This window comes from Erythrobacter sp. W302b (assembly GCF_046452395.1).
In the GTDB taxonomy this organism is placed as follows: domain Bacteria; phylum Pseudomonadota; class Alphaproteobacteria; order Sphingomonadales; family Sphingomonadaceae; genus Erythrobacter.
In genome coordinates, this window is sequence record NZ_JBKFDH010000003.1 from 29,741 (window position 1) to 54,868 (window position 25,128).

Genomic DNA, 25,128 nt, shown 5'->3' on the forward strand with positions numbered 1-25,128 from the left:
TGTTCCCTTAGGGGGATGAAACTCTCAGGCGGAGGGGCGGGGCCGAGGTTTTACCCCCGGCCCTGCGCCTTATTCCGCTGCAATCGCGCCGTAGTCGGCCTGGTCGGCGTCCTCGTCGTCGAGGATCGACTTCAGCTCGACGTTCAGACCCAGCGAGCGCATTTCCTTGACCAGCACGTTGAAGCTCTCAGGGATGCCAGCCTCGAAGGTGTCGTCACCCTTGACGATCGCTTCATAGACCTTGGTGCGGCCGACCACGTCGTCGGACTTCACCGTCAGCATTTCCTGCAAGGTGTAGGCCGCGCCGTAGGCCTGAAGCGCCCAGACCTCCATTTCGCCGAAGCGCTGGCCGCCGAACTGCGCCTTGCCGCCCAGCGGCTGCTGGGTGACGAGCGAGTAAGGCCCGATCGAACGCGCGTGGATCTTGTCGTCGACCAGGTGGTGCAGCTTGAGCATGTAGATGATGCCCACAGTGACCTTGCGGTCGAACGCCTCACCGGTGCGGCCGTCATAGAGCGTCGACTGACCCGACGAGTCGATCCCGGCCTTGACCAGCATGTCCGACACGTCCTGCTCGCGCGCGCCATCGAACACCGGGGTCCCCATCGGCACGCCCGCCGCAAGGTTGCCCGCCAGTTCGACGATATCGGCCGTGGAGCGGCTGTCGAGATCCTCGAAATACTGGTCGCCGTAGATGTCCTTCAGACGATCGACCACCGCTTCGGGGGGCTTCACACCGGCGTAATCTTCGGCAGCATTCGGGTTCGCCGCGCGCCAGGCATCGAGCATGTCCTTGATCTCATGGCCGAGGGCACGGGCGGCAAAGCCGAGGTGCGTCTCGAAGATCTGACCGACATTCATACGCGACGGCACGCCGAGCGGGTTGAGCACGAGATCGACCGGGGTCCCGTCTTCGAGGAACGGCATGTCCTCGATCGGCAGGATGCGGCTGATCACACCCTTGTTCCCGTGGCGGCCGGCCATCTTGTCGCCCGGCTGCAGCTTGCGCTTCACCGCGACGAACACCTTGACCATCTTAAGCACGCCCGGCGCGAGTTCATCGCCGCGTTCCAGCTTTTCCTTGCGGTCATGGAACTTGGCATCGATCACCGCGACGGCTTCGTCGTACTGGGTCTTGACCGCTTCGATCTGCGCCTGACGGCCATCATCCGCGACAGCGAACTTGAACCATTCGAAACGCTCAAGCTCGTCGAGCATCTCGGCGGTGATCTCCACGCCTTTCTTCGCGCCCTTGGGAGCAGCCGATGCGGTCTGGCCGATCAGCATGTCCCGCAGGCGGTTGTAGGTCGCACGGTTGAGGATGTTGCGCTCGTCCGCCGCGTCCTTGCGGAGACGTTCGATTTCCTCGTTCTGAATCGCACGGGTACGGTCGTCGATCTCGATCCCGTGGCGGTTGAACACCCGGACTTCGACGATGGTGCCAGCCACGCCCGGGGGCAGACGCAGCGAGGTGTCACGCACGTCGCTCGCCTTTTCGCCGAAGATCGCGCGCAGCAGCTTTTCTTCCGGAGTCATCGGCGATTCACCCTTGGGTGTGATCTTGCCGACCAGAATGTCACCGGGGTGAACTTCCGCACCGATATAGACGATGCCCGCCTCGTCGAGGTTGCGCAGGGCTTCCTCGCCGACGTTCGGGATGTCGCGCGTGATGTCTTCCGGCCCGAGCTTGGTGTCGCGGGCCATGACTTCGAACTCCTCGATATGGATCGAGGTGAAGACGTCATCCTTCACGATGCGTTCGCTGATCAGGATCGAGTCTTCGTAGTTGTAGCCATTCCACGGCATGAACGCGACGAGGCTGTTCTTGCCCAGCGCCAGCTCGCCCAGATCGGTCGAGGGGCCATCGGCAATAATGTCACCCTGTTCGATCACGTCGCCCACCTTCACCAGCGGACGCTGGTTGATGCAGGTGTTCTGGTTCGAACGCTGGAACTTTTGCAGGGTGTAGATGTCGACGCCCGACTGGCCGGGTTCGACATCGCCGATGGCGCGGATCACGATACGGGTGGCGTCGACCTGATCGACGATCCCGCCGCGCTTGGCCGCAATCGCCGCGCCCGAATCGCGCGCCACGGTTTCTTCCATGCCGGTGCCGACCCACGGCGCCTCCGCCTTCACCAGCGGCACCGCCTGACGCTGCATGTTCGAGCCCATCAGCGCGCGGTTGGCGTCATCGTTTTCGAGGAACGGAATGAGCGAGGCCGCGACCGAAACGAGCTGCTTCGGCGACACGTCCATCAGCGTCACGTTCTCACGCATCGCCATCAGGTTGTCCCCGTTGTGACGCGCCGAGACCAGTTCTTCGACGAAGCTACCATCCGCGTTCAGCTCAGCCGAGGCCTGCGCGACGGTGTGCTTCTGCTCTTCCATCGCCGACAGATAGATCACGTCGGCGGTGACCTTGCCGTCGATCACCTTGCGGTATGGCGTTTCGATGAAGCCGTACTTGTTGACGCGCGAGAACGACGCCAGCGAGTTGATCAGACCGATGTTCGGGCCTTCCGGCGTTTCGATCGGACAGATGCGGCCATAGTGCGTCGGGTGAACGTCGCGCACTTCGAAGCCCGCGCGCTCACGGGTCAGACCACCCGGCCCAAGCGCCGAAACGCGGCGCTTGTGAGTGACTTCCGAAAGCGGATTGGTCTGGTCCATGAACTGCGACAGCTGCGAGGAGCCAAAGAACTCGCGCACCGCAGCCACGGCGGGCTTGGCGTTGATGAGGTCGTTCGGCATCACGGTCGAGACGTCGACCGAGCTCATGCGCTCCTTCACGGCGCGCTCCATGCGCAGCAGGCCGACGCGGTACTGGTTTTCCAGCAGTTCGCCCACGGAACGCACGCGGCGGTTGCCGAGGTTGTCGATGTCGTCGACTTCGCCCTTGCCGTCCTTGAGGCCGACCAGCTCCTTCACCACCGCGAGGATATCTTCCTTGCGCAGCGTGGTGATGGTGTCTTCGCACTCGAGGCCGAGACGCATGTTGAGCTTCACGCGGCCGACAGCCGAAAGGTCATAGCGTTCGGCGTCGAAGAACAGGCCTTCGAACAGCGCTTCAGCGGTCTCCTTCGTCGGCGGTTCGCCCGGACGCATGACCTTGTAGATCGCTTCGAGACCTTCGTCGCGGTTCTCGGCCTTGTCGGCCTTCAGCGTGTTGCGGATCCACGGGCCGGTGTTGATTTCGTCGATGTCGAGCAGCGGCAGGGTATCGATCCCGGCCTTGTCGAGCGTCTCGATGTGCTCGAGCGTCACTTCATCGCCCGCTTCGATATAGATGCGGCCCGTGCTCTCGTCGATCATGTCGCCCGCGGCGTAGCGGCTCACGACTTCCTCGGTCGGCAGCAGCAGCTCCTTCAGGCCATCCTTGGCGGCCTTGTTGGCAGCGCGCGGCGAGATCTTGAGACCGGCGGGGAACACTTCCTCACCGGTGGCAGCGTCGACCAGCGCGAAGGTCGGCTTGGCATTTCGCCAGGCTTCGGCCTGGAACGGAATCTTCCAGCCATCCTTGGCGCGTTCCCACGTCACGGTGTTGTAGAAGTGGTGCAGGATATCCTCGGCATCGAGGCCGAGCGAATACAGCAGCGCCGTGACCGGCAGCTTGCGCTTGCGGTCGATGCGGACGTTGACGATGTCCTTGGCGTCGAATTCGAAATCGAGCCACGAGCCGCGGTAGGGGATCACGCGCGCGGCGAACAGCAGCTTGCCCGAGGAGTGGGTCTTGCCGCGATCGTGATCAAACAGCACGCCCGGCGAACGGTGCATCTGCGAGACGATCACGCGCTCGGTGCCGTTGATGATGAAGGTGCCATTGTCCGTCATCAGGGGCATGTCGCCCATGTAGACGTCCTGCTCCTTGATATCGAGAACCGAGCGGGTTTCGGTTTCGCTGTCCACCTCGAACACGATCAGGCGCAGCGTGACCTTCATCGGGGCGGCATAGGTGATGCCGCGCTGACGGCACTCGGTTGTGTCGTACTTGGGCTCTTCGAGTTCGTAGTGCACGAAATCGAGCTCGGCGGTGCCGGCGAAATCGCGGATCGGGAAGACCGAACGCAGGGTCTTTTCGAGGCCCGAGACATAGCCGGTCGACTTGTCCGACCGCAGGAACTGCTCGTAGCTTTCGCGCTGAACCTCGATCAGGTTCGGCATCTGCACCACTTCGTGAATGTCACCGAAGATCTTGCGGATGCGCTTCTTAGCGGTGCCCTGCGCCTTGCGGCTGCGCGTGACGGGCGGCTTCGCCTTGGTTGCCATGGAGGAGTAGGCCTCTTTGATTGGGCCACGCGAGAGAGGCTCGCGCGGACGGGAAAAATCGCTGTCGTTCCACGCGAAAACTGGCCGTTCTCCAACGCACAAACGCTGCATGCCCAGCCCCGCCCATCTGGTCGGTGCTGGCAGCAGCATATCATTGCGTCGCGAAACTGGCTGTCGCTGCTTCCATTCCTAGACCGGTTCCCGCGCATGAATCGGTCTTGCTCGAAGCGAGCGCGAGGCGGCGATGTAGGAGTGCCCCTGCGCGATGTCAATGCAGGCGCGGCAGGCCGCGGGGCTGTTCCGCCGGGCTTACCGTAAAACGACACGGGCAATATCGTTTTTCAATATTATTGATTGACGATATGTCGCGAATCGGATTAGAGGGGTTTTATCGAATCACGATGTGCCCAACCAAGGAAATCGATATGAACCGCATTGCCAATACCGCGCTTGCCGCCTGCGCTGCTCTCGTCCTCTCGCTCGCGTCCATCGGCGCGATCGTCACCGTCCCGTCGGCCCAGGCCGCTGCCCCCGTCGCGCTCGACCTGCCCACCCTCGCCTGAGCCCTCCGAAAGGAATTGCCCGATGAAATCCCCTGGAAACGATCTGCTGTTGCTTGCAGGAAAATCGCTGACCCTGCTGATTCAGGGGGCCATGGCCTTCGCTGCCGGAGTGGTCGCGCTGGTCGCAGTCACGCTCCCCTTCGTGCAGGACACCATCCACACCGAGATGCAGACCGAATTCGGCCCCGATATCACCGCCATGCCCCTCGGCGCCGTGCTCGGCCTGCTGGCGGTGGTTTGCGCCCTGTGCGTGCTGGTGTTCCTGTTCTTCGGCAAGCTGCGTGGCATCATTGATACGGTCGCATCAGGAGACCCTTTCGTCCCCGAGAACGCCGACCGCCTCAGCGCCATGGGGTGGATCCAGATTGCCATTTACGCGCTGTCCTTTGTCGCCACCGGCGCCGCCGCATTCGTCGCCCGCTGGGCCAGCCAGTTCGCCGAAACCTCGATCAAGGGCGACTTCGACGTTAACGTGACACCGGTGCTCCTCATCCTGACCCTGTTCATCCTCGCCCGCGTGTTCCGCCACGGCGCAGCGATGCGCGAAGACCTGGAAGGAACCGTGTGATGCCCCCCATCAACGATGATCTCGAAGGAACCCGCATCATGGTGAAGCTTGACGACCTGCTCTATGCCCGCCGCATGACGCTGACCGAACTGGCCGAACGGGTCGATCTGACGCTGGCCAACCTGTCGATCCTCAAGACCGGCAAGGCCAAGGCGATCCGCTTCTCCACCCTCGCCGCGATCTGCCGCGAGCTCGAGTGCCAGCCGGGCGACCTGCTGGCCTACGAGAGAGACTAGTAACGCCCTGCGCTTCCCCGCGCGGGCGGGGACCTCTGGATGGCTTGCGCCACTCCGACGGGAGCCCCCGCCTGCGCGGGGGCTCACACCATTGATGGCGGGGCGTCGCTGCTTTTGCTTGACCCGCGGCGACAAATCCGTATTGGCCGCCGCGATCCCTTCGGGGTCATCCGTCCGAGACAGTTGGTGAAGGCAATACGGCCTTCTTAATCTCCAGCCTAGACGGGGAAACGAGATTTCGCAGGCGCCCGCTCAGCGCGGTCCGCCCTGCTCGTGCCTGATGGCACACCCTCCTTCCCTATCGACGGACTCGCCCGTGTCGGAGCCTCGGCTTCGCCATGGACAAAACGTAGCCGGTCGTCCGGGAGCCATCCCGAACGGCCAAATGTGAAGGAGTATGGCATGGATCGTTCGCAGAAAGCCGACGCGGTTGCCCAGCTCAATGCGGTCTTCAACGAGGTCGGCGTGGTGGTTGTCACCCGCAACCTCGGCATGACGGTGGCTCAGTCCACCGATCTGCGCGGGAAGATGCGCGATGCTGGTGCGACCTACAAGGTTGCGAAGAACCGTCTCGCCAAGCTCGCCCTCGAAGACACCGACTACACGGGCCTTGGTGACATGCTCACCGGCCCGGTCGGGCTGGCCTGGTCGAACGACCCGGTCGCGGCTGCCAAGGCCGCTGTCGAATTCGCCAAGTCGAACGACAAGCTCGAAATCGTCGGCGGTTCGATGGGTTCGGTCGTTCTCGACGAAGCCGGGATCAAGGCACTTGCCTCGATGCCGAGCCTCGACGAGCTGCGCGCCAAGCTCATCGGTCTGGTCAACGCGCCTGCGACGAAGATCGCTCAGGTCGTTACCGCACCCGCCGCGAAGGTCGCTCGTGTGTTTGCCGCTTACGCGGACAAGGCAGTCTAAGAGACGTTTTTCGTTTTACGAAACAATCTATTGGGGCAGTCGGAACGGTTCTGGTGCCCCGCCACAATTTGGAGTGAACCATCATGGCCGATATCGCCAAGCTTGTTGAAGAACTTTCGAAGCTGACCGTCCTCGAGGCGGCTGACCTTGCCAAGGCCCTCGAAGAAGCATGGGGCGTCAGCGCCGCTGCTGCTGTCGCGGTTGCGGCTGGCCCCGCCGCTGCGGTCGAAGCTGCCGAAGAGCAGACCGAATTCGACGTCATCCTGACCGGCGACGGCGGGAAGAAGATCCAGGTCATCAAGGAAGTCCGCGCCATCACCGGCCTGGGCCTGACCGAAGCCAAGACCCTCGTGGAATCGGCTCCGAAGGCCATCAAGGAAGGCGTCAACAAGGCGGAAGCCGAAGACATCAAGAAGAAGATCGAAGAAGCCGGCGGCACCGTCGAACTCAAGTAATCTTCATCGCAAGATGTGCGGGTGTCTTGAAACGCTCGCAGACACAGGGGCGGCGCCAGCGATGGCGTCGCCCTTTTTGCAGCCTGCCTGCCCCGGAAGCGCCCGCCCAGCCCTGACACCCTTCCCCCGGCGGCGGTATTAGCACTTCCCCCGAATCGCCGCCGCGCCTATCCGGGCCGGCCCGCCAGCCGGCGGGTAACGAAGCGATCATGCAACAGGCCCATACTCTTCATACGCCCAGCTGGGGGCAGGAACTGCGCGCGACCCTCGGGCTCGCGGGGCCGCTGGCGGCTGCCAATCTGTTGCAGATGCTGACCTATGCCGTCGACGTGATTTTCATCGCCCGGCTTGGCGAGCAGGAGCTGGCGGCCTCGGCGCTGGCGGTCTCGCTGTTCGGGCTGGTGCTGTGGGCGTTGACCGGTCTGACGGGCGCGGTGGCGCCGCTGATTGCCGAAGCGGTCGGCGCCCGCGCGCCAGCGCTTCGGCCGGTGCGCCGATCAGTACGGATGGCCTTGTGGCTGGCTGTGCTTGCGGGCGCAGCGGGCATGGGCCTGTGCCTGCTGCTCGATCCGATCATGCAGATTTCGGGCCAGCAACCCGGCATCCGCGCGCTGGCGAACGCCTACAACAGCGTCATCATCTTCTCGATGGTCCCGATGCTGCTGGCGGGCGTGCTGCGCAATTTCGTCTCGGCGCTGGGCCGCCCGATCTTTGCGACCGCGATCACCGGCCTTGGCATCTTCGTCAACGCGGGGGCCAATTATGTCTTCATCTACGGCAAATTCGGCGCGCCCGAGATGGGCTTGTCCGGCGCGGCGGTGGCGACGATCCTCACCGGCTTTTTCACCGTCGGCGCTTACATCGCTGCGATCCGCGCCGACCGGCGGCTGCACCGCTACCATGTGCTGGGCCGGATCTGGTCACCCGACTGGGCGCGGTTCCGGCAGATTGTCGCGATCGGCACGCCGATTGCCCTGACGATCACCGCCGAGGCGGGTATTTTCGGCGCGGCGGCGTTCCTGATGGGGCGGTTCGGCGCGGCGGAGCTGGCCGGGCATACGGTCGCCCTGCAATTGGCGGCGCTCGCGTTCCAGGTGCCGTTTGGCGTGGGACAGGCCGCAGCGATCCGGGTGGGCTATCACTACGGCGCGCACGACCGTGTGGGTGCGGGCCGCGCGGGCTGGGTCGCGCTGGCCATCGGCGCGGGCTTCATGACGCTGACGGCGGGCGCGATGATCCTGTTTCCCGAACTGCTGCTGCGCATCTATGTCGATCCGAGCGCACCGGCCAATGCCGCGCTGGTGGCCTTTGCGCTGCAATATCTGGTGCTCGCCGCGATCTTCCAGCTGGCCGACGGGGTGCAAGCCGTCGCCGCCGGAGCGCTGCGGGGATTGCAGGACACCCGCATCCCGATGTGGATCGCGATCTTCAGCTACTGGGTGCCGGGAATCGGCATGTCGGTGGGGCTCGGGTTCTTCACTCCGCTGGAGGGCACCGGTGTGTGGATCGGGCTGGCAACCGGGCTGTTCTTCGCCGCCGCCGGGCTTATCTGGCGCTGGAACCGCCGCGAGGTTTTGGGTCTGACGCGGGGGCAGCCGGCGTCTTAGGCTTTTTCTTCGCCGGTTCGGTGATGTGGTGCACCTCTTGCTGCGGGAAGGGGATCGAGATGCCCTTGTCGTCAAAGCGGATCTTGGCCGCCTCGGTCAGGGCCCATGACAGGCCGAGATAGTCCTCGGTCTTGCACCACACCCGCATCCCCATCGTCACCGCACTGTCGGCCAGAGCCGAAACGAACACGACGGGAGCCGGTTCGGCCAGCACGCGCGGATCGCTGTCTGCCAGCGCCAGCATTTCGCGGCGCGCCTGTTCGATGCTGTCGCTATAGCCGATCCCGACCAGCAGCTCGAACCGGCGCGTCGGCATCCGCGAGAAATTGATGATCGGCTTGTTCCACAGCTCGTTATTGGGGACCATCACGTAGAGCCCGTCATATTGCAGGATCTCGGTCGTAAACAGCCCGATCGCCTGCACGGTGCCGGTGACGATGCCCGCCGTGATCGCCTCCCCCACCCGGAAGGGCCGCTGGATCAGGATCATCACGCCTGCCGCCACGTTCGACAGCGTGCCTTGCAGCGCCAGGCCCACCGCCAGCGCGAGACCACCAAGGGCCGCGATGATGCTGGTCGTCTGCACGCCGAACTGGGTCAGCACGGTCACCGCGACCACCACCCACAGCGCGTATTTGATGATGTTGCTGAGGAATTTGGCGACCGTCGGCTCGATCCGGCCCGAGCGCGTCAGCGCGCGGTCCGCGCCGCGTGACAGCAGCCGCGCCAGAATCACGCCGATGACAAGCACGGCGATGGCGCCCGCGATCTGTGGGATACTCTCCAGGAACCACTGCCAGGCGCGGGTGGCCATATCGATCTCATCGCCAAGCCGCGAGGCGATTTTGGGCGGAAGCTTGGGGGAAGTCATCGGGCGAACAGGCTCCAGGTGACGGGACCGCGCAGAGGGCGCGGCGGGAAAGAAGAGGGCGATGCGGGTCCGATAACGAAGCAAGCGGGCGCTGACCACCCCGGCGGCCCATTCGCTCGCCGAGTGAAATTTTTTGCGGGTCGAGGGGTTGATTCATTCGTCCCCCACGACCAAATGGCCCCCCGTTGGCACTCTCAGAGGGAGAGTGCCAAGCCAACTCACCCATTTAAGGAAAGGTCATACACATGGCATTTCGTCCGCTGCACGACCGCGTTGTGGTCCGTCGCATCGAAGCCGACCAGAAGACCGCTGGCGGCATCATCATTCCTGACAGCGCTCAGGAAAAGCCGAGCGAAGGTGAAGTCATCGCCGTTGGCGAAGGCGCACGCGACGATTCGGGCAACCGCATCACGCTCGACGTCAAGGTCGGCGACCGCGTCCTGTTCGGCAAGTGGTCGGGCACCGAAGTCAAGATCAACGGTGAAGACCTGCTGATCATGAAGGAAAGCGACATCATGGGAGTGGTTGGCTGATTCATCAGCCAAGCACGGACACCCTGACGAACGTCAGGGTCTCGTGAAGTCCAGTTGAACATTCGATGGCCCGCACAGGGCCGCAAACGATCCCGGCCTTCGCCGGGATGACGAGAAACAGGAGAAACAAAATGGCTGCCAAGGACGTGAAGTTCGGCCGCGAAGCCCGTGAAGGCATTCTGCGCGGCGTCGATATCCTCGCCAACGCTGTCAAGGTGACCCTCGGCCCCAAGGGCCGCAACGTCGTCATCGACAAGAGCTTCGGCGCGCCGCGCATCACCAAGGACGGTGTGAGCGTCGCCAAGGAAATCGAACTCAAGGACAAGTACGAGAACATGGGCGCGCAGATGCTGCGCGAAGTGGCCTCGAAGGCGAACGACGCTGCTGGCGACGGCACCACCACTGCCACCGTGCTCGCCCAGGCGATCGTGACCGAAGGCATGAAGTCGGTCGCCGCCGGCATGAACCCGATGGATCTGAAGCGCGGCATCGATCAGGCCGTGCTCGCCGTGGTCGAAAACCTCAAGGCCCGTTCGAAGGACGTGTCGGACAGCAGCGAAATCGCGCAGGTCGGCATCATCTCGGCCAACGGCGACCGTGAAGTCGGCGAAAAGATCGCCGAGGCCATGGAAAAGGTCGGCAAGGAAGGCGTGATCACCGTCGAGGAAGCCAAGGGCCTCGAATTCGAACTCGATGTCGTCGAAGGCATGCAGTTCGACCGCGGCTACCTCTCGCCCTACTTCATCACCAACCCCGACAAGATGACCGTGGAACTGGATAACCCCTACATCCTGATCCACGAGAAGAAGCTGTCGAACCTCCAGTCGATGCTGCCGATCCTCGAAGCCGTGGTGCAGTCGGGCCGTCCGCTGCTGATCATCGCCGAGGATATCGAAGGCGAAGCGCTGGCGACCCTCGTGGTCAACAAGCTGCGCGGCGGCCTCAAGGTCGCGGCCGTGAAGGCTCCGGGCTTCGGCGATCGTCGCAAGGCGATGCTGCAGGACATCGCGATCCTGACCAAGGGCGAGATGATCAGCGAAGACCTCGGCATCAAGCTTGAGAACGTCACCATCGGCATGCTCGGCCAGGCCAAGAAGGTCTCGATCGACAAGGACAACACCACCATCGTCGATGGCGCCGGTTCGGCGGACGACATCAAGGCGCGCGTCGCCGAGATCCGCACCCAGATCGACAACACCACCAGCGACTATGACCGCGAGAAGCTCCAGGAGCGTCTCGCCAAGCTCGCGGGCGGTGTGGCCGTGATCAAGGTTGGCGGTGCGACCGAAGTCGAAGTGAAGGAGCGCAAGGACCGCGTCGACGACGCCCTCCACGCGACCCGCGCTGCGGTGGAAGAAGGCATCGTTCCGGGCGGCGGTACCGCGCTGCTCTACGCCACCAAGGCTCTCGAAGGCCTCAAGGGCGCGAACGAAGACCAGACCCGCGGCATCGACATCATCCGCAAGGCGATCACCGCCCCGATCAAGCAGATCGCCCAGAACGCCGGCCACGATGGCGCGGTCGTCGCGGGCAACCTGCTGCGCGAGAATGACGAAACGCAAGGCTTCAACGCCGCCACCGACACCTACGAAAACCTGGTGAAGGCCGGCGTGATCGACCCGACCAAGGTGGTGCGCACCGCGCTGCAGGATGCGGCCTCGGTCGCTGGCCTGCTGATCACCACCGAAGCAGCAATCGTTGAGCGTCCGGAAGACAAGCCGGCCGCCCCCGCGATGCCGGATATGGGCGGGATGGGGTTCTGACCTAAGGCGGGCGGGCCAGCGCAAGCTGACCCGTCCACGCCGCAGGCCGGCCAGCGGGGCGCCCGCGCCCCGTCTGACGACTCCGGCTCCGCCGGAGTCGGCCCTGGCACCACACAAGAAAACCCCGGCGGAGCCGCTCCGCCGGGGTTTTTCTATGCCATTCACCTTGTCACACCATGCTTGACACGGGGCTTGGCTCTTTTGTCGAACCGGCGGGCAGGAAGAAAAGCCAAGCCCCGGATCAAGTCCGGGGTGACGATGGACGAGATCGGTTGCCTCCCCCGCATTTACCCGATGGTGAACTTCCCCTGCCATAGCAGCAGCATGGACGGATTGCGCATCTCGAACGACACCTCGGCCTATGAAGTTTCCGCTGTCCTCGATGACGCGGGACGGCTCACCGATGCTTGCGTGGCCCAAGCGCTGGGCATGATGGACAGGCATGGTCTCGTGGTGATCATCGGGCTGCTGTCCCACAGCGAGGCCGATGCGGGGCTTGAACTGGTGCGCCAGACCATCGCCGATCCCGATCGTGCCCGCAGCGCCTTCGCCAGCGAGACCGACAATCTTTATGTCCGGCGCGATTTCTGCTCGTTGCCGTCAAGCGAGGGCGTGAAGGGGTTCGCCGCCACGCTGGCGCAGCGACTGGCGGGGGTGCTGACCGAATATTGTGGCCGGACGCGCCCGGTGCTCGAGATTGCGACCTTCACCAGCTATCTCGGCTCCTCGCACCAGTATATCCACCGCGACCCGGCGGGCGTGATCAGCATGTTTGCGGCGCTTGAGGATGTGTCGCCTGAGCAGGGGGGGACGGTGTTCGTGCCGGGGACGCACCAGTATGGCGGGGCGGATTACCAGCAGGGCGGCGGGGCCTATCGCCGCATGGAGCTGTTCCGCACGCGCTGCAACGCGGGCATCTTCCGCCACAACCTTGCCAAGCTGTGGCGGATGCGCGGATCATCCGAGGCGCCGCTGGCACCGGGAGAATTCCGCGACCGGGTGTTTTCGCGTCTGTGGGATCAGCACCAGCCCAACATCCTGCGCTTTCTGCTGGGCAAGAATTCGCAGTTCAGCCTGCGCCATTGCAGCCCGGGCACCCTGTGGCGGCTGCGGCGCGAGCGCGCGGTGCTCGACGCGCAGTTCCGCCCGGTGCAGGTCGCACCGCGCAAGGGGACGGTGATCCTATACCGCAGCGACCTGTTGCATGCAGGGCCGGACAATCGCTCCGCCCGGCCGCGGCGGTTCTTCGGGATGAGTATCGCGCGCGACATTATCGACACTAAATACTGGCACGACGGCTATTCCCCGCACCCGAGCCTGATCGCCGCGCCGTTGACCCTTGGCGACTTGCTCGCCGCGCCGACCCTCGCCGCAGCAGCCGAGCGCCGACCCGCGGCAGTGGCAGGCTAGGCCCGGATCACCCGATCCGGTGTTCGCCCCGGATCCACCTGACGGTCCCAGAACTCGCCCGCATTACCACGCTTTCGGTCGTCAGGATCGTCTCGCCGGTGTGCTTGCGGCGGCGCTTCACGCCGCTCAGCAGCGAGCCATCGGTCACGCCGGTGGCGGCGAAAATGCAGTCGCCCTTGGCGAGGTCTTCGAGCTTGTAGATGCGGTTGAGATCCTCGATCCCCCACTTCCTCGCACGGGCCTTTTCATCGTCGTTGCGGAACACCAGCCGCCCGTTGAACTGCCCGCCGACGCAGCGCAGCGCCGCTGCCGCCAGCACGCCTTCGGGCGCGCCGCCCTGGCCCATGTAGAGGTCGATGGTGGTTTCCTCATCCGTCACCGCGATCACACCGGCAACGTCGCCGTCACCGATCAGCACCACGCCGCAGCCCAGCGCGCGCAGCTCGGCAATCAGTTCGGCGTGGCGCGGACGGTCAAGCACGCAGACATTGATCTCGCTGGGCTTCACGCCCTTGGCCGAGGCCACGGCCATGACGTTTTCGGTCGGCGACTTGGCGAGGTCGATGATGCCCTCGGGATAGCCGGGTCCGACGGCAAGCTTGTCCATATACACGTCGGGCGCGTTGAGCAGGCAGCCCTCTTCGGCCGCGGCCAGCACCGCAAGCGCATTGGGGCCCGCTTTCGCCGTGATGGTGGTGCCTTCCAGCGGGTCGAGCGCGATGTCGATCTTGGGGCCTTTGCCCATGCCGACCTTTTCGCCGATGAACAGCATCGGGGCCTCGTCACGCTCGCCCTCACCGATCACCACGGTGCCATCCATATAGAGATTGTCGAAGGCGCGGCGCATGGCTTCCACCGCTGCCGCATCGGCCGCCTTTTCATCCCCGCGTCCGATCAATTGCGCCGCCGCGATGGCAGCCGCTTCGGTGACGCGCACCATTTCCAGCACCAGCACGCGCTGGATGGCATTGTCCGCAGCGGCTTGCTCGGCAATGGGGAGGTCGGTATCGGTGGCGGAGTTCATGCGCAATTCAGCCCTTTATTGCTTTTGTTGCAGCTACCTTTGGAATGCCCTGGCGCTTAAGCGGATGGAGACGGGTTTGTCGAGCAATGCAACACCTGTCGGTCCGCGTTTTCGCTTCGGCCTGACGGCTTTTGCCGCGATCCTCGCCGCGCCCTTGGCCGCGCAGGATGACACGGCGGCGACAAATGCCCCCTCCGCCGAGCCGACTCCGGCCCCGACGCCCGCTCCTGCCGGACCGCCCGCGCCCCCGCGTATCAACCTGATGGTCACGGTGCCGCGCGGTGAAGTGAATCAGGCACAGCTTCAGGAATGCCGCGATGATGCCGATGCGGGCACCATCAGCGGCGAAATCGTGGTGTGCCGCGAGGTGGGCAACGACAGCGACAACACGACCGGCAACCGCGAAGAAACCCGCAAACGCTATGCGCAGGAAACCATGCTGAAAGGCGCGCCGCGTGCGCCCGATTTCATCGCCGACTGCAAAGATCAGGGAAATCCGTTCGGCTGTGTGGGCATCGGCAAGGTTCCGCCTCCTGCCTACATGGTCGATTTCGACGCCCTGCCCACCGCCCCCGCCGGGTCCGATGCGGACCGAATCGCGCGCGGGCTCCCGCCGCTGGGCGAGGAGCGGGAACTGACCGAGGAAGAGGAACGGGCCCGGCGCGAAGCTGCGGGGATCAAGACCAGCGTCCCGCCGCGCCCGAAGAAGAAGGGCGGTTAGGGCGCGGCGCGGTGCGGCTCTATGCTGTCATCGCTGCGCTGCTGCTGTCCGCAGGCGCGCAGGGTCAGCCCCAGGCTGACCGCCGCCTTGGCCCGCCACCCGGCCAGCCACCCAGCACCTCACGCCTGCCGCCTCGCCCCGCCGTTTCGGCGCAAGCCCCTGCGCCGGAACGCATCCCGATCGACCTCGGTCCCGATGCGCCGACGGGCGAGCCGCCGCAACAGATCGACATCCTCGTCCCCCCGCCCGCGACCGAGGCGGCCAACGAAGCCGTGCTCAAGGAATGCGAGGACCAGCGCGAGGCGGGCGTCGTCGCCGGGGAGATCGTGGTGTGCCGCGAGCTCGAAGTGCCGACCGACCAGCTCTACAGCGGCAGCCGTGAGGCGTGGCTCAGGGACTACGCCGAACGTACGCAGGGCGCGAACACCCTTCCGCCCCCCGATGTGGCGGGACCGGGTATCTTTCGCGGAGAGCCGACCATCAGCGGACTATGCTTCATCCCGCCCTGCCCCAAGGACCCGGCGCTGTTGATCGACGTCGAAGCGATCCCGCCGCCCCCCGAAGGCTCAGACGCCGAGCGCGTGGCGCAGGGGTTGCAACCGGTCGAGGGCGACAATGCGCCGCTCTCCGCCGAGGCGCGCGGGCGGATCGAGGCGGCGTTGGGTTTGCCGGAGGGGGCAGGGCCGAAGCAATAGTCGTGATTCCCCGCGCAGCCGGGGACTCACCCTGGGCTACAAAGGCAGGATCGGCAGCACCAGCGGCTCGCCCGTCAGGCTGTCCGAGCCTTCGAGCAGCGCCAGCGCCTTGGTCACGCAGCGCTCCGGCCCTTCGTGCGTCACCATCGCCACCATCACCTCGCCCCCGCTCTGTGAGCGGCCCTGCTGGATCAGGCTCTCGATCGAGACATCCCCGTCCCGCAGCGCGGCGGTGAGTTCGGCCAGCACGCCGGGGCGGTCCTTGACCATGAAGCGGATATAGGTGCGTTCGGTGCGGTGGCCCGGCTCGGCCGGCGGCAGCGCCGCAAGCTGGGCGCTGGGGATAGAGAAGGGTGCGCCCACTTCGTCGCGGGCGATGTCGATGAGGTCCGCGGCCACCGCGCTCGCCGTCGGCCCGTCGCCTGCGCCCGCGCCCTGGAACAGCAGGCGGCCGGAGAAATTGCCCTCGGCCACAACCGCATTGGTCGGCCCGTCGACCGCGCTGAGGGGGTGACCGCGCGCGACCAGACAGGGGCGCACGCGCTGGAGCAGGCGGGGCCCCTCGGGCGTTTCCTCGACATCGGCCTCACCGATCAGGCGGATCACAAAGCCCAGAGCGGCGGCCTGCGCAATGTCGGCGGCGCGGACCTGGGTGATGCCATTGACCCGCACACCCGCGAAATCGACCCGCGTGCCGAACCCGATGGCCGCGAGGATCGCCAGCTTGTGCGCCGCGTCCACGCCTTCGATGTCGAACGCCGGATCCGCCTCGGCAAAGCCCAGCCGCTGCGCATCGGCGAGCACATTGGCAAAGTCCGCGCCGGTCGCTTCCATTTCGGACAGAATATAATTGCAGGTGCCGTTGAGGATGCCGTAAACCTTGGTGAGCGCGTTGGCCGAAGTGCCTTCGCGCAGCCCCTTGATCACCGGGATGCCCCCGCCCACCGCTGCCTCGAACTTCAGCGCGGCGTCATGCGCCTCGGCGAGTTCGGCGAGCTCCAGCCCGTGATGCGCGATCATCGCCTTGTTGGCGGTGACGAGGCCCTTGCCCGCCCCCAAGGCCGCGCGCGACAGCGCCAGCGCGGGGCCATCCGATCCGCCGACCAGTTCCACCACCACGTCCACATCTGCGCGCCGGGCCAGCGCGGTCATGTCGTCTTCCCACGCAAAGCGGGCGATATCGACGCCGCGATCCTTGCCGCGATCCCGCGCACTCACCGCCACGACCTCGATCCCGCGCCCCGCGCGCGCGGCAATCAGAGCGCGGTTGGTGTCGAGCAACCGGATGACGCCCGCGCCGACCGTGCCGAGACCGGCGATGGCAATACGCAGCGGATTCGCGGGCGAATGCGGGCAGGGCGGTTGAGCGGCGGTATCGGCCAAGCGGTCCTCCATCAGTGACTGAGGGCGCCGCTTAACCGTGCAATTCCGGCGGTCAAGCGCGGATGCTTGGCATCAGCCTTTGGTGATCCGCCGCACACACGGCCCCAGCGCCTCCCGGACGAAGGCGTAATCCGCCGCCGCAAGCCGCCGCTCCTCCGGCTCGCGGGCGAGGTTGGCGTTGCTGGGCAGCTGTGCCGGCAGCGCGCAGGCGAGGCGATACCAGCGCAGGGTCTCAGGGCTTGGCGGACGCGCCGCCGAATCGATGATCTCACCCCACGACACGCCCCATTGCGGGCGCTGGCCCGGGCGCCGCAGCACAGTGATCGACACGGGCGAGCGGTTTTCGGTTGCCAGAAAGATCTGAGTCTCCGATTCGCCGGTCAAGGTGCCCTGCACCGCCAGCGCATCGCTGATCCCGGTGATGCGGGGGGGCGTGCTGGCCCCGGCGTAAAGCTCGGTCAGGATCGGGCGCAGGCGCGCTTCGAGTTCCGGCGTATAGGCCAACTGCGCGCCGGGAGAGACCAGTTGCACCTCACCCGCCCGGCCCGGAACATTGCGCGCGAACAGCAGGACTTCGCGCTTTTTCAGCTTGGGAACCTTGCCCTTGGCATCCAGCGGAACGTCAACCAGATAGGCCAGCGTGCCGCCCACCGTGCTCCGCCCGGCGATCAACGCAAGCGTGTTGGCTTCGATATAAAGTCGTGCGAATCCCGGTGCGAGGCCGGGTGCGCGATCCGGTTTGAGTGTCGTCTGGCGGCGAATCTGTGCCCGGATGACCAGTTCCGCCGCGTCGGAAAAGGTCGCCAGATCGGCATATGTCGGCCCATCCGCGGCTGGTGCAGCCAGTGGCGCAGGCACCTGTGCGTGAGTCGCAACCGGCGCCAACGCCAGCCCGGCGGTGGCCATGATCGACACCTTCAGCGTATTGAAAAACGGCATTAATTTACCCTTAACTAATGGCCCTGCGACAGCCCCTGATCAACGACCGCTCGACCGCCGTTTAGCAGTGCTTGTTGCACATGGCTCGCAGTGAATTGTCCATGAACCGCAAAAGGGTTTGATCGGCTAGGGGATGCCCGTTAAAGCCCGGGTGACTGATTGCGCGGGACTGGGGACATTGCCGCGGGAACAGTTCAGGTTGCAGACTGGGTTGTTTTGCTCAGAATGTACCAGCCGGGGAAGGTTTCGGGCCATGCGTATTGCGCTGGCCCGTATTTCTTGTCCCGGCGTGGGAGGACCGAAATGACCGGGATCCGCCAACCTGCCGCTATGGCTGGGGGGTGGGGAGTTTGCCGATCCCCGTGATCGGCCAGTATTTGGAGAGAAAGCGCTGGATGTCCTACGCTAGCCAACAACAAGGGTTGACCGGCCCCAAGCTTGTCGCACTGATCATCGCACTCGCGATCGTCGGTAGTGTCGGTCTGGGCATGGTCGTCTTTCTTGCCGTCGACGCCGTCAAGGAGGCGATCGAACGAGTGACCACTGTGGAAGTCAAGGAAGAGGAGCCGCCGCCAGAGCCGGATGAGCCGCCGCCGCCGGAGCCTGATACCCCCGATCCGGTCTCGCCTCCGCCGCCCAACGCGCCGGAATCGCTGATCGAAATGCCGCGGGAATCGCCGATCACGACCACGCAGCGCGAAACGCCGCAAGAGGTGTTCCGTCGGCCTGATGTGACCCCGGAGCCTGTGCGACCTGCCGAGCCGGTTGCGAGGCCGCCGTCCAAGGCACGTGGTGTGCAGCCCAAGAACCAGCGCAGCTGGGCCGCCCGTATCCAGGATAACTACCCGCGCCGTGCGGCGCAGGAAGAAATCGAAGGCACCGTGGGCGTGCGTGTCACCGTGACGCCTGATGGCAAGGCCACCGGCTGTTCGGTGACCTCTTCGAGCGGGTCGGACATCCTTGATGCTGCTGCCTGCAAGGACCTCGAACGTTACGGACGGTTCGACCCGGCCCTGAACGACGCCGGTGACCCGATCAGCGCCAGCTGGTCCACGCGCATTACCTACAAGCTGAACTGACGGATCAATCCGGCTGGCGGCGCCGCGCCGCCCGCCACGGGACAATTTTTCAAAAGGACTTTCGCAATGAACCTCTATCTTCTCGCAGCCGCCGCTGATGCAGCGCCCGAAAGCAAGTTCGGCTTCGTCGAAGCCATGCGTGAGGGCGGCCCGGTCGCCTGGACGATTCTCGCCATCATGGTCATCATGTCGGTCGGCTCGTTCTACATCATGTTCACCAAGCTGTTCGAACAGAACAAGGTGATGAAGCAGTACAACGCCGTGCAGACCCAGTTCTGGCGCGCCAGCAGCCTCAAGGAAGGCGCGACCAAGTTGGACAAGGACGGCCCGTGGCGCCAGCTCGCCGACGACGCGGTCAAGGCCCAGGAAGACCACGGCAAGATGACCGACGCGCTCGAATCGCATGACTACATGCACGGTTCGCTCCAGCGTTCGGAAGATTCGATCAACGCCGTGCTCAACGGCGGTCTGGCGTTCCTCGCGACCGTGGGTGCGACCGCGCCGTTCGTCGGTCTGCTCGGCACCGTGATCGGGATCTACCGCGCACTGATCAACATCGGCATCGCCGGTAACGCCTCGATCGACAAGGTCGCCGGCCCGGTCGGTGAAGCGCTGATCATGACCGCGATCGGTCTGCTCGTCGCTGTGCCTGCGGTGTTCGCGTTCAACTGGCTGCAGGGCCGCAACCGCAAGATCGCGGCGATGCTCAGCACCTTCTCGACCGATCTGCTGGCCTACATGAACTCGAACGGCGCCGTGAAGCCGACGGTGGTTGCGGCTGCTCCGGCTGCCAAGCCCGCTGCCAAGCCGGCCGCCAACCCGACGCTCAACAAGTCCTGATCGTCATGGCCGACAGTCGGTGGGAGCGTCCCTCATAGCCGCTCCCACCACTGCCCGGCTTCCGGCCTGCCACGGCCGCGGAACCGGGTAGGCGTTTCAAGTCAATGTTTTGACAGGCTAGGAATTCACAATGGCGATTTCTACGGGAGGCGGGGCCGATACCCCCATGTCCGACATCAACACCACGCCGCTGGTGGACGTGATGCTGGTGCTCCTGATCATCTTCCTCATCGCGGTTCCGGTCGCGATCCAGACCATCGAAAAGCTGGAAATCCCGGTTTTCGAATCGCTGGAATCGAAGGACAAGGTTGAAAACCTGCTCGTCACTGTCAGCGCGACGGACGATGCCGGTATCAGCGCCGGACAACCGGGCTTTGCTGGCGCGTCGCGCAACGGCCAATGCCGGGTGTACATCAACAACATCACGCCGGTGACGTCCGATGAGCTGCAGGAGCAGGCGTTCAAGAAGCTTGACGCCATCGTCAAGCGGGCTGGCGGTGCCGAAGCGCTGATGGCCAATCCTGAGGATATTCCGCAGGTTCACATCCGCGGCGACGTCAACGCCCCGTGGCAGTGCGTTGCAGGCACGATCTACAACATCCAGCGCGCCGGCTATCCGGTCGTCGGGTTCATCTCGAACCCCGTCGATCCGAACGCCTGACCTGCCAGCGAACTTAAGGAGTAACTGACATGGGAATGTCTGGAGGCAAGCTTGACGGCGAGCCGATGATGGAAATGAACATGACGCCGCTGATCGACGTTCTGCTCGTTCTGCTGATCATGTTCATCATCACCATCCCGGTGGCGACGCACTCGGTCGATATCGACCTGCCGACGCCGACCCCGCCGACCAACCCGCCGCCGATCGATCCGGTCAAGAACAAGGTGGTGCTGACGGTCAACGACCAGATCCTGTGGAACGGCACCCCGCTGACCGAAGGCGAGCTGATCGCGACGCTGCAACGGAGCCTGACCCTCGCGGTCGAGCCCGAATTGCAGTTCGAGCCGGAACCGCTGGCCAGCTATGCGCTGTCGGCCCGGGTGCTGAACGACATCAAGTCATCGGGCGTGACCAAGTTCGGCTTCGTCGGCAACGACAAGTATCGCAACTTCGGCAAGTGAGGCCTTGGGCCGGTGGTTGACCGGTCATAGGCCAGTCATCGCCCGCTGGTCTGGCGGTGAGACGAACATCAAAGGGGGCGCTGCGGCAAGTTCGCAGCGCCCCTTTTGCATGGCGGGCGCCTGTCTCCCGCCCAATGTTTCACGTGAAACATTTCAGGAACATCGGATCAGCGCTATCAATGGGTAGCTGACCCCGTACCGGTACGCGTAAGGCAACCTGTTCTTTTTGCGATATTCTCCGAGCCGTCAGAGCATGCACCATGCCGGAGGCTCGCTCTGCATCAGGAGAGCGAACATGCCGCACACTGTGACACGCCCCAATCTCTACGCCCCCCGCCCCCGCCCGATCAGCGCGCTGAACGTCACCCCCCTCATCGACGTGCTGCTGGTGCTGTTGATCGTGATGATACTCGCCATGCCAGTAAAGGTGAACGTCACCCCGGTCGATCTGCCGAGCCAGCCGATCGCGCCATTCCCCATCCGCGACCAGAACGCGATCACCATCGATGCCGCCGACCGACTTGCGTGGAACGGCTTCACCGTCAGCGTCCAGGAATTGCGGGCGCAAGTCGCCGCCGCCAGTGCTCTTGAGCAGCCACCCCTGCTGCGCTTCGCGCCAGATGCCCTTGCCAGCTACGCAACTGCGGCGCGCACCATTGCCCTGATCCGGGAAGAGGGCGCGCAAGGCTTCACATTTGTCGGCAATGACCGGTATCGCAACTTCTGAACCATAGCCGCTGGAGGCCTCAATCCCCCTCCAGCGGCAGGTCCGGCCGCATTGCTGCGGCGATCAGCCCCTCGGCTTCCAGCAGCAGTTCGTCATCCACCGCCCCCTGCGGCACGGCCTCGCGGCCGATCATCGTCATCACCGGCACCGCGAGCGGGGATACCCGGTCGAGGGTGACGTGCACCAACTCCCGCTCGGATCGTTCCAGCAGCGCCGCGAGCCGGCCAACGTCGGTCATCCGCGCGCGGGCATCGGCCCAGGCGGCTTCGATCAGCACGTGATCGGGCTCGTATTTCTTGAGCACATCGTAGATCAGATCGGTCGAGAAGGTGACCTGCTTGCCGGTCTTCCGCGCGCCCGGTTGCTGGCGCTCGACGAGGCCGGAAATCACCGCGACCTCGCGGAAAGCGCGGCGCAGCAGGTGGCTTTCGGTGACCCACTCGACGAATTCGCCGGTGAGGATATCGGGCGAGAGCAGCGGGGCAGGATCGCTGACCGCGCGCAATCCCCACACCGCAAGGCAATAGTCGTTCGCCACGAACCCGCCGGGCAGCAATCCGCGATCCTCCATCCGCCGGGTGATCAGCATCCCCAGCGATTGGTTCGCGTTCCACCCTTCGAAGGTGTAATAGGCGGTGTAGTGCTTGCCCCCATGCGGGAAGCTTTCGACCAGCAGTTCCCCCGGCGCGGGCAGGCGCGAGCGGTAGTCCTGCATCTCGAGCCATTCGCGCACATCATCGGGAAAGCGCCCCCACCCCGCACGGTCAGCCAGCAGGGCCTGAACGCGGGTGGAAAGGTGCGTGGTGAGCGGCAGGCGCAGCCCGCCATAACTCGGGATCGTGGCGCTCTTCTTCGCGGCGCGCACCACCACGTCCATGTCCTTCACCCCCTCGACCTCAAGGCTCATGCCCGCGAAGAAGAAGGTATCGCCGGGGGAGAGCTGGGCGGCAAACCGCTCCTCCACCTTGCCGAGGCTGCGACCGTTCTTGAACCGCACGGTGAGCATCTCGCTATCGACGATAATCCCGGCATTCATCCGGTGGCGCTGCGCCTGATTGGGATGAGCAAGCCGCCAGGTGCCGTCCTTCGCGCGCACGATCCGCTGGAAGCGGTCATAGGCCTTGAGGGCATAGCCGCCGTTGGAAACAAAGCCCAAAACCCGCTGGAATGTCGCCGCGTCCACCCAGCTATAGGCCAGCGCCGAACGCACCTCGGCCAGCAGCGCATCCTCGTGGAACGGCCCCGCACAGGCGCAGGCCATGACGTGCTGGGCGAGCACGTCGAGGCTGCCCGGGCGAAACGCCTCGCCATCGCGCTGGCCCTCGTCGACCGCCTGCTTGGCGGCGATGGCCTCAAGGAATTCGAAGCGGTTGCCCGGCACGAGCACCGCGCGGCTTGGCACATCGAGCCGATGCCACGCCCGTCCGATCCGTTGCAGCAGGCGCGAGGAACCCTTGGGCGCGCCCATCTGCACGACGAGATCAATGTCCCCCCAGTCGATCCCGAGATCGAGGCTCGCGGTGCACACCAGCGCGCGCAATTCCCCGCGCGCCATCGCCTCCTCGACCTTGCGCCGCGCCTCGGTGGAGAGCGAGCCGTGATGGATGCCGATGGGGAGATGATCGGCATTCTCCTCCCACAGGCACTGGAAGATGAACTCGGCCAGAAAGCGCGTGTTGGTGAAGACCAGCGTGGTGCGGTTCGCCTTGATCGCCTCATAGAGCTGCGGCACCGCCCAGCGCCCGGCATGGCCGCCCCACGGCACCCGCTCCTCGACAGGAAGCAGGATTTCGACCTCGGGATCGGCCCCCTCCTCCCCCAGCACCAGCGCGGCCGCAGCGATTTCGCCGTCCGCGCCCGATTGCGGGGCAAGCCACTCCTGAAAGTCGCGCGGATTGGCGAGCGTGGCCGACAGCGCCACCCGCTGCGCCTGCGGGGCGAGGGCATGGAGACGCGCCAGCGACAGCGCCAGCAAGTCGCCGCGCTTGTCGGTGGCAAAGGCGTGGACCTCGTCGATCACGATGCGCTTCAGCCCGGCGAACAGATCGGCGCTTTCGGGATAGGACAGCAGCAGCGAGAGGCTTTCGGGCGTCGTCAGCAAGATGTGCGGGGGGCGTTCGCGCTGGCGCTTTTTGCGATCCGATGGCGTGTCGCCGCTGCGGGTCTCGACCCGGATGGGCAGGCCGATCTCCTCGATCGGCGTCAGCAGGTTGCGCTTCACATCCTGCGCCAGCGCCTTCAAGGGCGAGACGTAGAGAGTGTGGAGGCCATCAGGCGGCGCAGTGTCCCCCGCAAAGTCGCACAGGGTCGGCAGGAAGCCCGCCAGTGTCTTGCCTGCCCCGGTATCGGCGACGAGCAGCGCATGGGCCCCGCTCCGCGCCTTGGTCAGCATCTCCCACTGATGCCGCCGCACTCGCCAGCCCCGCGCGGCAAACCATGCCGCGATGGCAGGTGGCAGCGGCGGGACGGCGGGGTCGAGCCCAGGTTCGGGCAGGGTCACGTCACTCGTCGGGCTGTGCGGCAGCCGTTGCCATGGCATCGAGCGCGGCCTCATCGCTTTGCCGCACCGCGATGCTCTGCCTGATTTCGTCGATGCTGTAGCCGGTCAGCTCGGCGACCTTCGCCTGCTCCGCTGCGGACAGCGAATCAAAGCTGCGCACCGCAGGCAGATCGGCGGTGCGCTCTGCCATGCGCTGCTCCATGCTGCCGATCATGCCCATCATGGCCGGCATCGCCTCCATCGAGGCGGAGGCAACCCGGGGATCGCTCGCCATCAGGAAGGATTCGCGGGCATATTTGGTCCCTGTCGCGGTGGCGAAGAAGCGGTCGATCTCGGCCAGTTCGCTGTCGGTGAAGCGGATTGCGTAAAGCTCTGACATCGCCTTGCGCATGGTCGGCTCCATCGTCGCCATCATGTCGCGCATCATTTCGGGAAACAGCGCCGCTTCGCGCTTCTGACGCTCCTGCCAGGCGGGATCGAACAGGCTGGCAAGCTCAGCCGCCTTGGCCTCGTCGAGATCCAGCGCATAGCTCTCCACGCCGATCTGCCGGGCGATGGTGGTGGCGGCACCGTCAGGGCCCAGCTCCATGATCGGGCCGAGCACGCCGCCCATCATCTTGTCGATCATCTCGGCCATCGTGCCTTCCGGCATGATCCGCGCGATCAGACGCTCGGCCGCAGGGAGGCGGGCCTGCTGCTCGGCGGTGAGGGGTTCTGCGGGGAACATGCCGCGCAGCTTCGCCATCGCTTCGCCCATGCCATCGCTGTCTGCGGCGCTGGCGACAGATGCGTCGGGCGCGGAGTCCTGCGCGGCAAGTGCGCCGGGCACGGCAATCAGAGCAGCGGCGGCCAACATCAGGTGCTTCATCGAATCTCTCCCATTTCTCAACCCATCACTGCCGCACTCA

23 protein-coding genes are annotated in these 25,128 nt (G+C 65.0%); 16 read left to right on the top strand and 7 right to left on the bottom strand.

Annotated features, from left to right (window positions below):
- Positions 1 to 69: 69 nt before the first annotated feature.
- Positions 70 to 4,269 carry a DNA-directed RNA polymerase subunit beta gene (gene rpoB, locus ACLBKT_RS15465; protein WP_410183879.1) on the bottom strand — a complete coding sequence of 1,400 codons (4,200 nt, stop codon included), beginning with the start codon at positions 4,267 to 4,269 and terminating at the stop codon, positions 70 to 72.
- Positions 4,270 to 4,694: 425 nt separating this feature from the next.
- On the opposite strand from rpoB, the gene ACLBKT_RS15470 reads away from it, so the two are divergent.
- The 6 genes from ACLBKT_RS15470 to ACLBKT_RS15495 all read left to right on the top strand — a co-directional run bounded on the left by ACLBKT_RS15470 (position 4,695) and on the right by ACLBKT_RS15495 (position 8,613).
- A complete protein-coding gene (locus tag ACLBKT_RS15470; protein WP_410183880.1) occupies positions 4,695 to 4,832 on the top strand; it encodes a hypothetical protein in 138 nt (45 codons plus the stop codon).
- A 22-nt stretch (positions 4,833 to 4,854) separates the two neighbouring features.
- Positions 4,855 to 5,400 carry a DUF2975 domain-containing protein gene (locus ACLBKT_RS15475; RefSeq protein ID WP_410183881.1) on the top strand — a complete coding sequence of 182 codons (546 nt, stop codon included), beginning with the start codon at positions 4,855 to 4,857 and terminating at the stop codon, positions 5,398 to 5,400.
- Entirely contained in the window at positions 5,400 to 5,636 is a 237-nt protein-coding gene (locus tag ACLBKT_RS15480) for a helix-turn-helix domain-containing protein (protein ID WP_410183882.1), read from the top strand. The genes ACLBKT_RS15475 and ACLBKT_RS15480 overlap by 1 nt, the downstream gene beginning before the upstream one ends.
- A gap of 402 nt (positions 5,637 to 6,038) precedes the next feature.
- Positions 6,039 to 6,551 (top strand): 50S ribosomal protein L10, encoded by a 513-nt coding sequence (gene rplJ / locus ACLBKT_RS15485; RefSeq protein WP_410183883.1) that lies wholly within the window; start codon positions 6,039 to 6,041, stop codon positions 6,549 to 6,551.
- Positions 6,552 to 6,634: 83 nt separating this feature from the next.
- The gene (rplL, locus tag ACLBKT_RS15490) at positions 6,635 to 7,006 is read left to right on the top strand and encodes a 50S ribosomal protein L7/L12 (protein WP_410183884.1); all 372 of its coding nucleotides are present in this window, start codon (positions 6,635 to 6,637) and stop codon (positions 7,004 to 7,006) included.
- 209 nt (positions 7,007 to 7,215) lie between these two features.
- Complete coding sequence (locus ACLBKT_RS15495) at positions 7,216 to 8,613, top strand: MATE family efflux transporter (protein WP_410183885.1); 1,398 nt, start codon at positions 7,216 to 7,218, stop codon at positions 8,611 to 8,613.
- On the opposite strand, the gene ACLBKT_RS15500 is transcribed toward ACLBKT_RS15495, so the two are convergent.
- Positions 8,552 to 9,484 (bottom strand): mechanosensitive ion channel family protein, encoded by a 933-nt coding sequence (locus ACLBKT_RS15500; RefSeq protein ID WP_410183886.1) that lies wholly within the window; start codon positions 9,482 to 9,484, stop codon positions 8,552 to 8,554. The two genes, ACLBKT_RS15495 and ACLBKT_RS15500, sit on opposite strands and share 62 nt — an antisense overlap.
- A 245-nt stretch (positions 9,485 to 9,729) precedes the next feature.
- Here ACLBKT_RS15500 and groES point away from each other — a divergent pair, with 245 nt between their 5' ends.
- The 3 genes from groES (at position 9,730) to ACLBKT_RS15515 (ending at position 13,190) form a co-directional block, all read left to right on the top strand.
- Positions 9,730 to 10,017, top strand: coding sequence for a co-chaperone GroES (gene groES / locus ACLBKT_RS15505; protein WP_410183887.1), 288 nt, complete (start codon positions 9,730 to 9,732; stop codon positions 10,015 to 10,017).
- Between the two features lie 131 nt (positions 10,018 to 10,148).
- Entirely contained in the window at positions 10,149 to 11,780 is a 1,632-nt protein-coding gene (gene groL, locus ACLBKT_RS15510; protein WP_410183888.1) for a chaperonin GroEL, read from the top strand.
- Positions 11,781 to 12,104: 324 nt separating this feature from the next.
- Positions 12,105 to 13,190: a phytanoyl-CoA dioxygenase family protein gene (locus tag ACLBKT_RS15515; protein ID WP_410183889.1), complete on the top strand. Its 1,086-nt coding sequence runs from the start codon at positions 12,105 to 12,107 to the stop codon at positions 13,188 to 13,190.
- Between the two features lie 7 nt (positions 13,191 to 13,197).
- Here the strand turns inward: ACLBKT_RS15515 and glpX are convergent, their stop codons facing one another.
- Positions 13,198 to 14,214: a class II fructose-bisphosphatase gene (gene glpX, locus ACLBKT_RS15520; protein ID WP_410183890.1), complete on the bottom strand. Its 1,017-nt coding sequence runs from the start codon at positions 14,212 to 14,214 to the stop codon at positions 13,198 to 13,200.
- 76 nt (positions 14,215 to 14,290) lie between these two features.
- Between glpX and ACLBKT_RS15525 the strand changes: the two genes are divergently transcribed.
- Together ACLBKT_RS15525 and ACLBKT_RS15530 are read left to right on the top strand one after the other, a co-directional pair.
- Positions 14,291 to 14,935: a hypothetical protein gene (locus ACLBKT_RS15525; RefSeq protein WP_410183891.1), complete on the top strand. Its 645-nt coding sequence runs from the start codon at positions 14,291 to 14,293 to the stop codon at positions 14,933 to 14,935.
- Between the two features lie 11 nt (positions 14,936 to 14,946).
- Entirely contained in the window at positions 14,947 to 15,630 is a 684-nt protein-coding gene (locus ACLBKT_RS15530) for a hypothetical protein (RefSeq protein ID WP_410183892.1), read from the top strand.
- A gap of 36 nt (positions 15,631 to 15,666) precedes the next feature.
- Here the strand turns inward: ACLBKT_RS15530 and ACLBKT_RS15535 are convergent, their stop codons facing one another.
- Both ACLBKT_RS15535 and ACLBKT_RS15540 read right to left on the bottom strand, forming a co-directional pair.
- Positions 15,667 to 17,013 (bottom strand): homoserine dehydrogenase, encoded by a 1,347-nt coding sequence (locus ACLBKT_RS15535; RefSeq protein ID WP_410183893.1) that lies wholly within the window; start codon positions 17,011 to 17,013, stop codon positions 15,667 to 15,669.
- A 72-nt stretch (positions 17,014 to 17,085) separates the two neighbouring features.
- Positions 17,086 to 17,952, bottom strand: a complete 867-nt coding sequence (locus ACLBKT_RS15540; RefSeq protein ID WP_410183894.1) for a hypothetical protein — start codon at positions 17,950 to 17,952, stop codon at positions 17,086 to 17,088.
- Positions 17,953 to 18,314: 362 nt separating this feature from the next.
- Here ACLBKT_RS15540 and ACLBKT_RS15545 point away from each other — a divergent pair, with 362 nt between their 5' ends.
- The 5 genes from ACLBKT_RS15545 to ACLBKT_RS15565 all read left to right on the top strand — a co-directional run bounded on the left by ACLBKT_RS15545 (position 18,315) and on the right by ACLBKT_RS15565 (position 21,720).
- A complete protein-coding gene (locus tag ACLBKT_RS15545) occupies positions 18,315 to 19,031 on the top strand; it encodes a TonB family protein (RefSeq protein ID WP_410183895.1) in 717 nt (238 codons plus the stop codon).
- Between the two features lie 66 nt (positions 19,032 to 19,097).
- Positions 19,098 to 19,871: a MotA/TolQ/ExbB proton channel family protein gene (locus ACLBKT_RS15550; protein ID WP_410183896.1), complete on the top strand. Its 774-nt coding sequence runs from the start codon at positions 19,098 to 19,100 to the stop codon at positions 19,869 to 19,871.
- Between the two features lie 130 nt (positions 19,872 to 20,001).
- The gene (locus ACLBKT_RS15555; RefSeq protein ID WP_410183897.1) at positions 20,002 to 20,532 is read left to right on the top strand and encodes an ExbD/TolR family protein; all 531 of its coding nucleotides are present in this window, start codon (positions 20,002 to 20,004) and stop codon (positions 20,530 to 20,532) included.
- Between the two features lie 29 nt (positions 20,533 to 20,561).
- A complete protein-coding gene (locus tag ACLBKT_RS15560) occupies positions 20,562 to 20,993 on the top strand; it encodes an ExbD/TolR family protein (protein WP_410183898.1) in 432 nt (143 codons plus the stop codon).
- Positions 20,994 to 21,288: 295 nt separating this feature from the next.
- Positions 21,289 to 21,720, top strand: coding sequence for an ExbD/TolR family protein (locus ACLBKT_RS15565; RefSeq protein WP_410183899.1), 432 nt, complete (start codon positions 21,289 to 21,291; stop codon positions 21,718 to 21,720).
- Positions 21,721 to 21,739: 19 nt separating this feature from the next.
- On the opposite strand, the gene ACLBKT_RS15570 is transcribed toward ACLBKT_RS15565, so the two are convergent.
- Positions 21,740 to 24,259, bottom strand: a complete 2,520-nt coding sequence (locus ACLBKT_RS15570; RefSeq protein ID WP_410183900.1) for a ligase-associated DNA damage response DEXH box helicase — start codon at positions 24,257 to 24,259, stop codon at positions 21,740 to 21,742.
- Complete coding sequence (locus tag ACLBKT_RS15575) at positions 24,222 to 25,088, bottom strand: hypothetical protein (protein ID WP_410183901.1); 867 nt, start codon at positions 25,086 to 25,088, stop codon at positions 24,222 to 24,224. The genes ACLBKT_RS15570 and ACLBKT_RS15575 overlap by 38 nt, the downstream gene beginning before the upstream one ends.
- Positions 25,089 to 25,128: the final 40 nt, after the last annotated feature.

What these genes read in the sequence shown, in the direction of transcription:
- rpoB (WP_410183879.1), bottom strand. Translation starts at nt 4,269, where the DNA reads ATGGCAACCAAGGCGAAGCCGCCCGTCACGCGCAGCCGCAAGGCGCAG.
- ACLBKT_RS15470 (WP_410183880.1), top strand. Translation starts at nt 4,695, where the DNA reads ATGAACCGCATTGCCAATACCGCGCTTGCCGCCTGCGCTGCTCTCGTC.
- ACLBKT_RS15475 (WP_410183881.1), top strand. Translation starts at nt 4,855, where the DNA reads ATGAAATCCCCTGGAAACGATCTGCTGTTGCTTGCAGGAAAATCGCTG.
- ACLBKT_RS15480 (WP_410183882.1), top strand. Translation starts at nt 5,400, where the DNA reads ATGCCCCCCATCAACGATGATCTCGAAGGAACCCGCATCATGGTGAAG.
- rplJ (WP_410183883.1), top strand. Translation starts at nt 6,039, where the DNA reads ATGGATCGTTCGCAGAAAGCCGACGCGGTTGCCCAGCTCAATGCGGTC.
- rplL (WP_410183884.1), top strand. Translation starts at nt 6,635, where the DNA reads ATGGCCGATATCGCCAAGCTTGTTGAAGAACTTTCGAAGCTGACCGTC.
- ACLBKT_RS15495 (WP_410183885.1), top strand. Translation starts at nt 7,216, where the DNA reads ATGCAACAGGCCCATACTCTTCATACGCCCAGCTGGGGGCAGGAACTG.
- ACLBKT_RS15500 (WP_410183886.1), bottom strand. Translation starts at nt 9,484, where the DNA reads ATGACTTCCCCCAAGCTTCCGCCCAAAATCGCCTCGCGGCTTGGCGAT.
- groES (WP_410183887.1), top strand. Translation starts at nt 9,730, where the DNA reads ATGGCATTTCGTCCGCTGCACGACCGCGTTGTGGTCCGTCGCATCGAA.
- groL (WP_410183888.1), top strand. Translation starts at nt 10,149, where the DNA reads ATGGCTGCCAAGGACGTGAAGTTCGGCCGCGAAGCCCGTGAAGGCATT.
- ACLBKT_RS15515 (WP_410183889.1), top strand. Translation starts at nt 12,105, where the DNA reads ATGGACGGATTGCGCATCTCGAACGACACCTCGGCCTATGAAGTTTCC.
- glpX (WP_410183890.1), bottom strand. Translation starts at nt 14,214, where the DNA reads ATGAACTCCGCCACCGATACCGACCTCCCCATTGCCGAGCAAGCCGCT.
- ACLBKT_RS15540 (WP_410183894.1), bottom strand. Translation starts at nt 17,952, where the DNA reads ATGCCGTTTTTCAATACGCTGAAGGTGTCGATCATGGCCACCGCCGGG.
- ACLBKT_RS15550 (WP_410183896.1), top strand. Translation starts at nt 19,098, where the DNA reads ATGAACCTCTATCTTCTCGCAGCCGCCGCTGATGCAGCGCCCGAAAGC.
- ACLBKT_RS15555 (WP_410183897.1), top strand. Translation starts at nt 20,002, where the DNA reads ATGGCGATTTCTACGGGAGGCGGGGCCGATACCCCCATGTCCGACATC.
- ACLBKT_RS15560 (WP_410183898.1), top strand. Translation starts at nt 20,562, where the DNA reads ATGGGAATGTCTGGAGGCAAGCTTGACGGCGAGCCGATGATGGAAATG.
- ACLBKT_RS15565 (WP_410183899.1), top strand. Translation starts at nt 21,289, where the DNA reads ATGCCGCACACTGTGACACGCCCCAATCTCTACGCCCCCCGCCCCCGC.
- ACLBKT_RS15570 (WP_410183900.1), bottom strand. Translation starts at nt 24,259, where the DNA reads ATGCCATGGCAACGGCTGCCGCACAGCCCGACGAGTGACGTGACCCTG.
- ACLBKT_RS15575 (WP_410183901.1), bottom strand. Translation starts at nt 25,088, where the DNA reads ATGAAGCACCTGATGTTGGCCGCCGCTGCTCTGATTGCCGTGCCCGGC.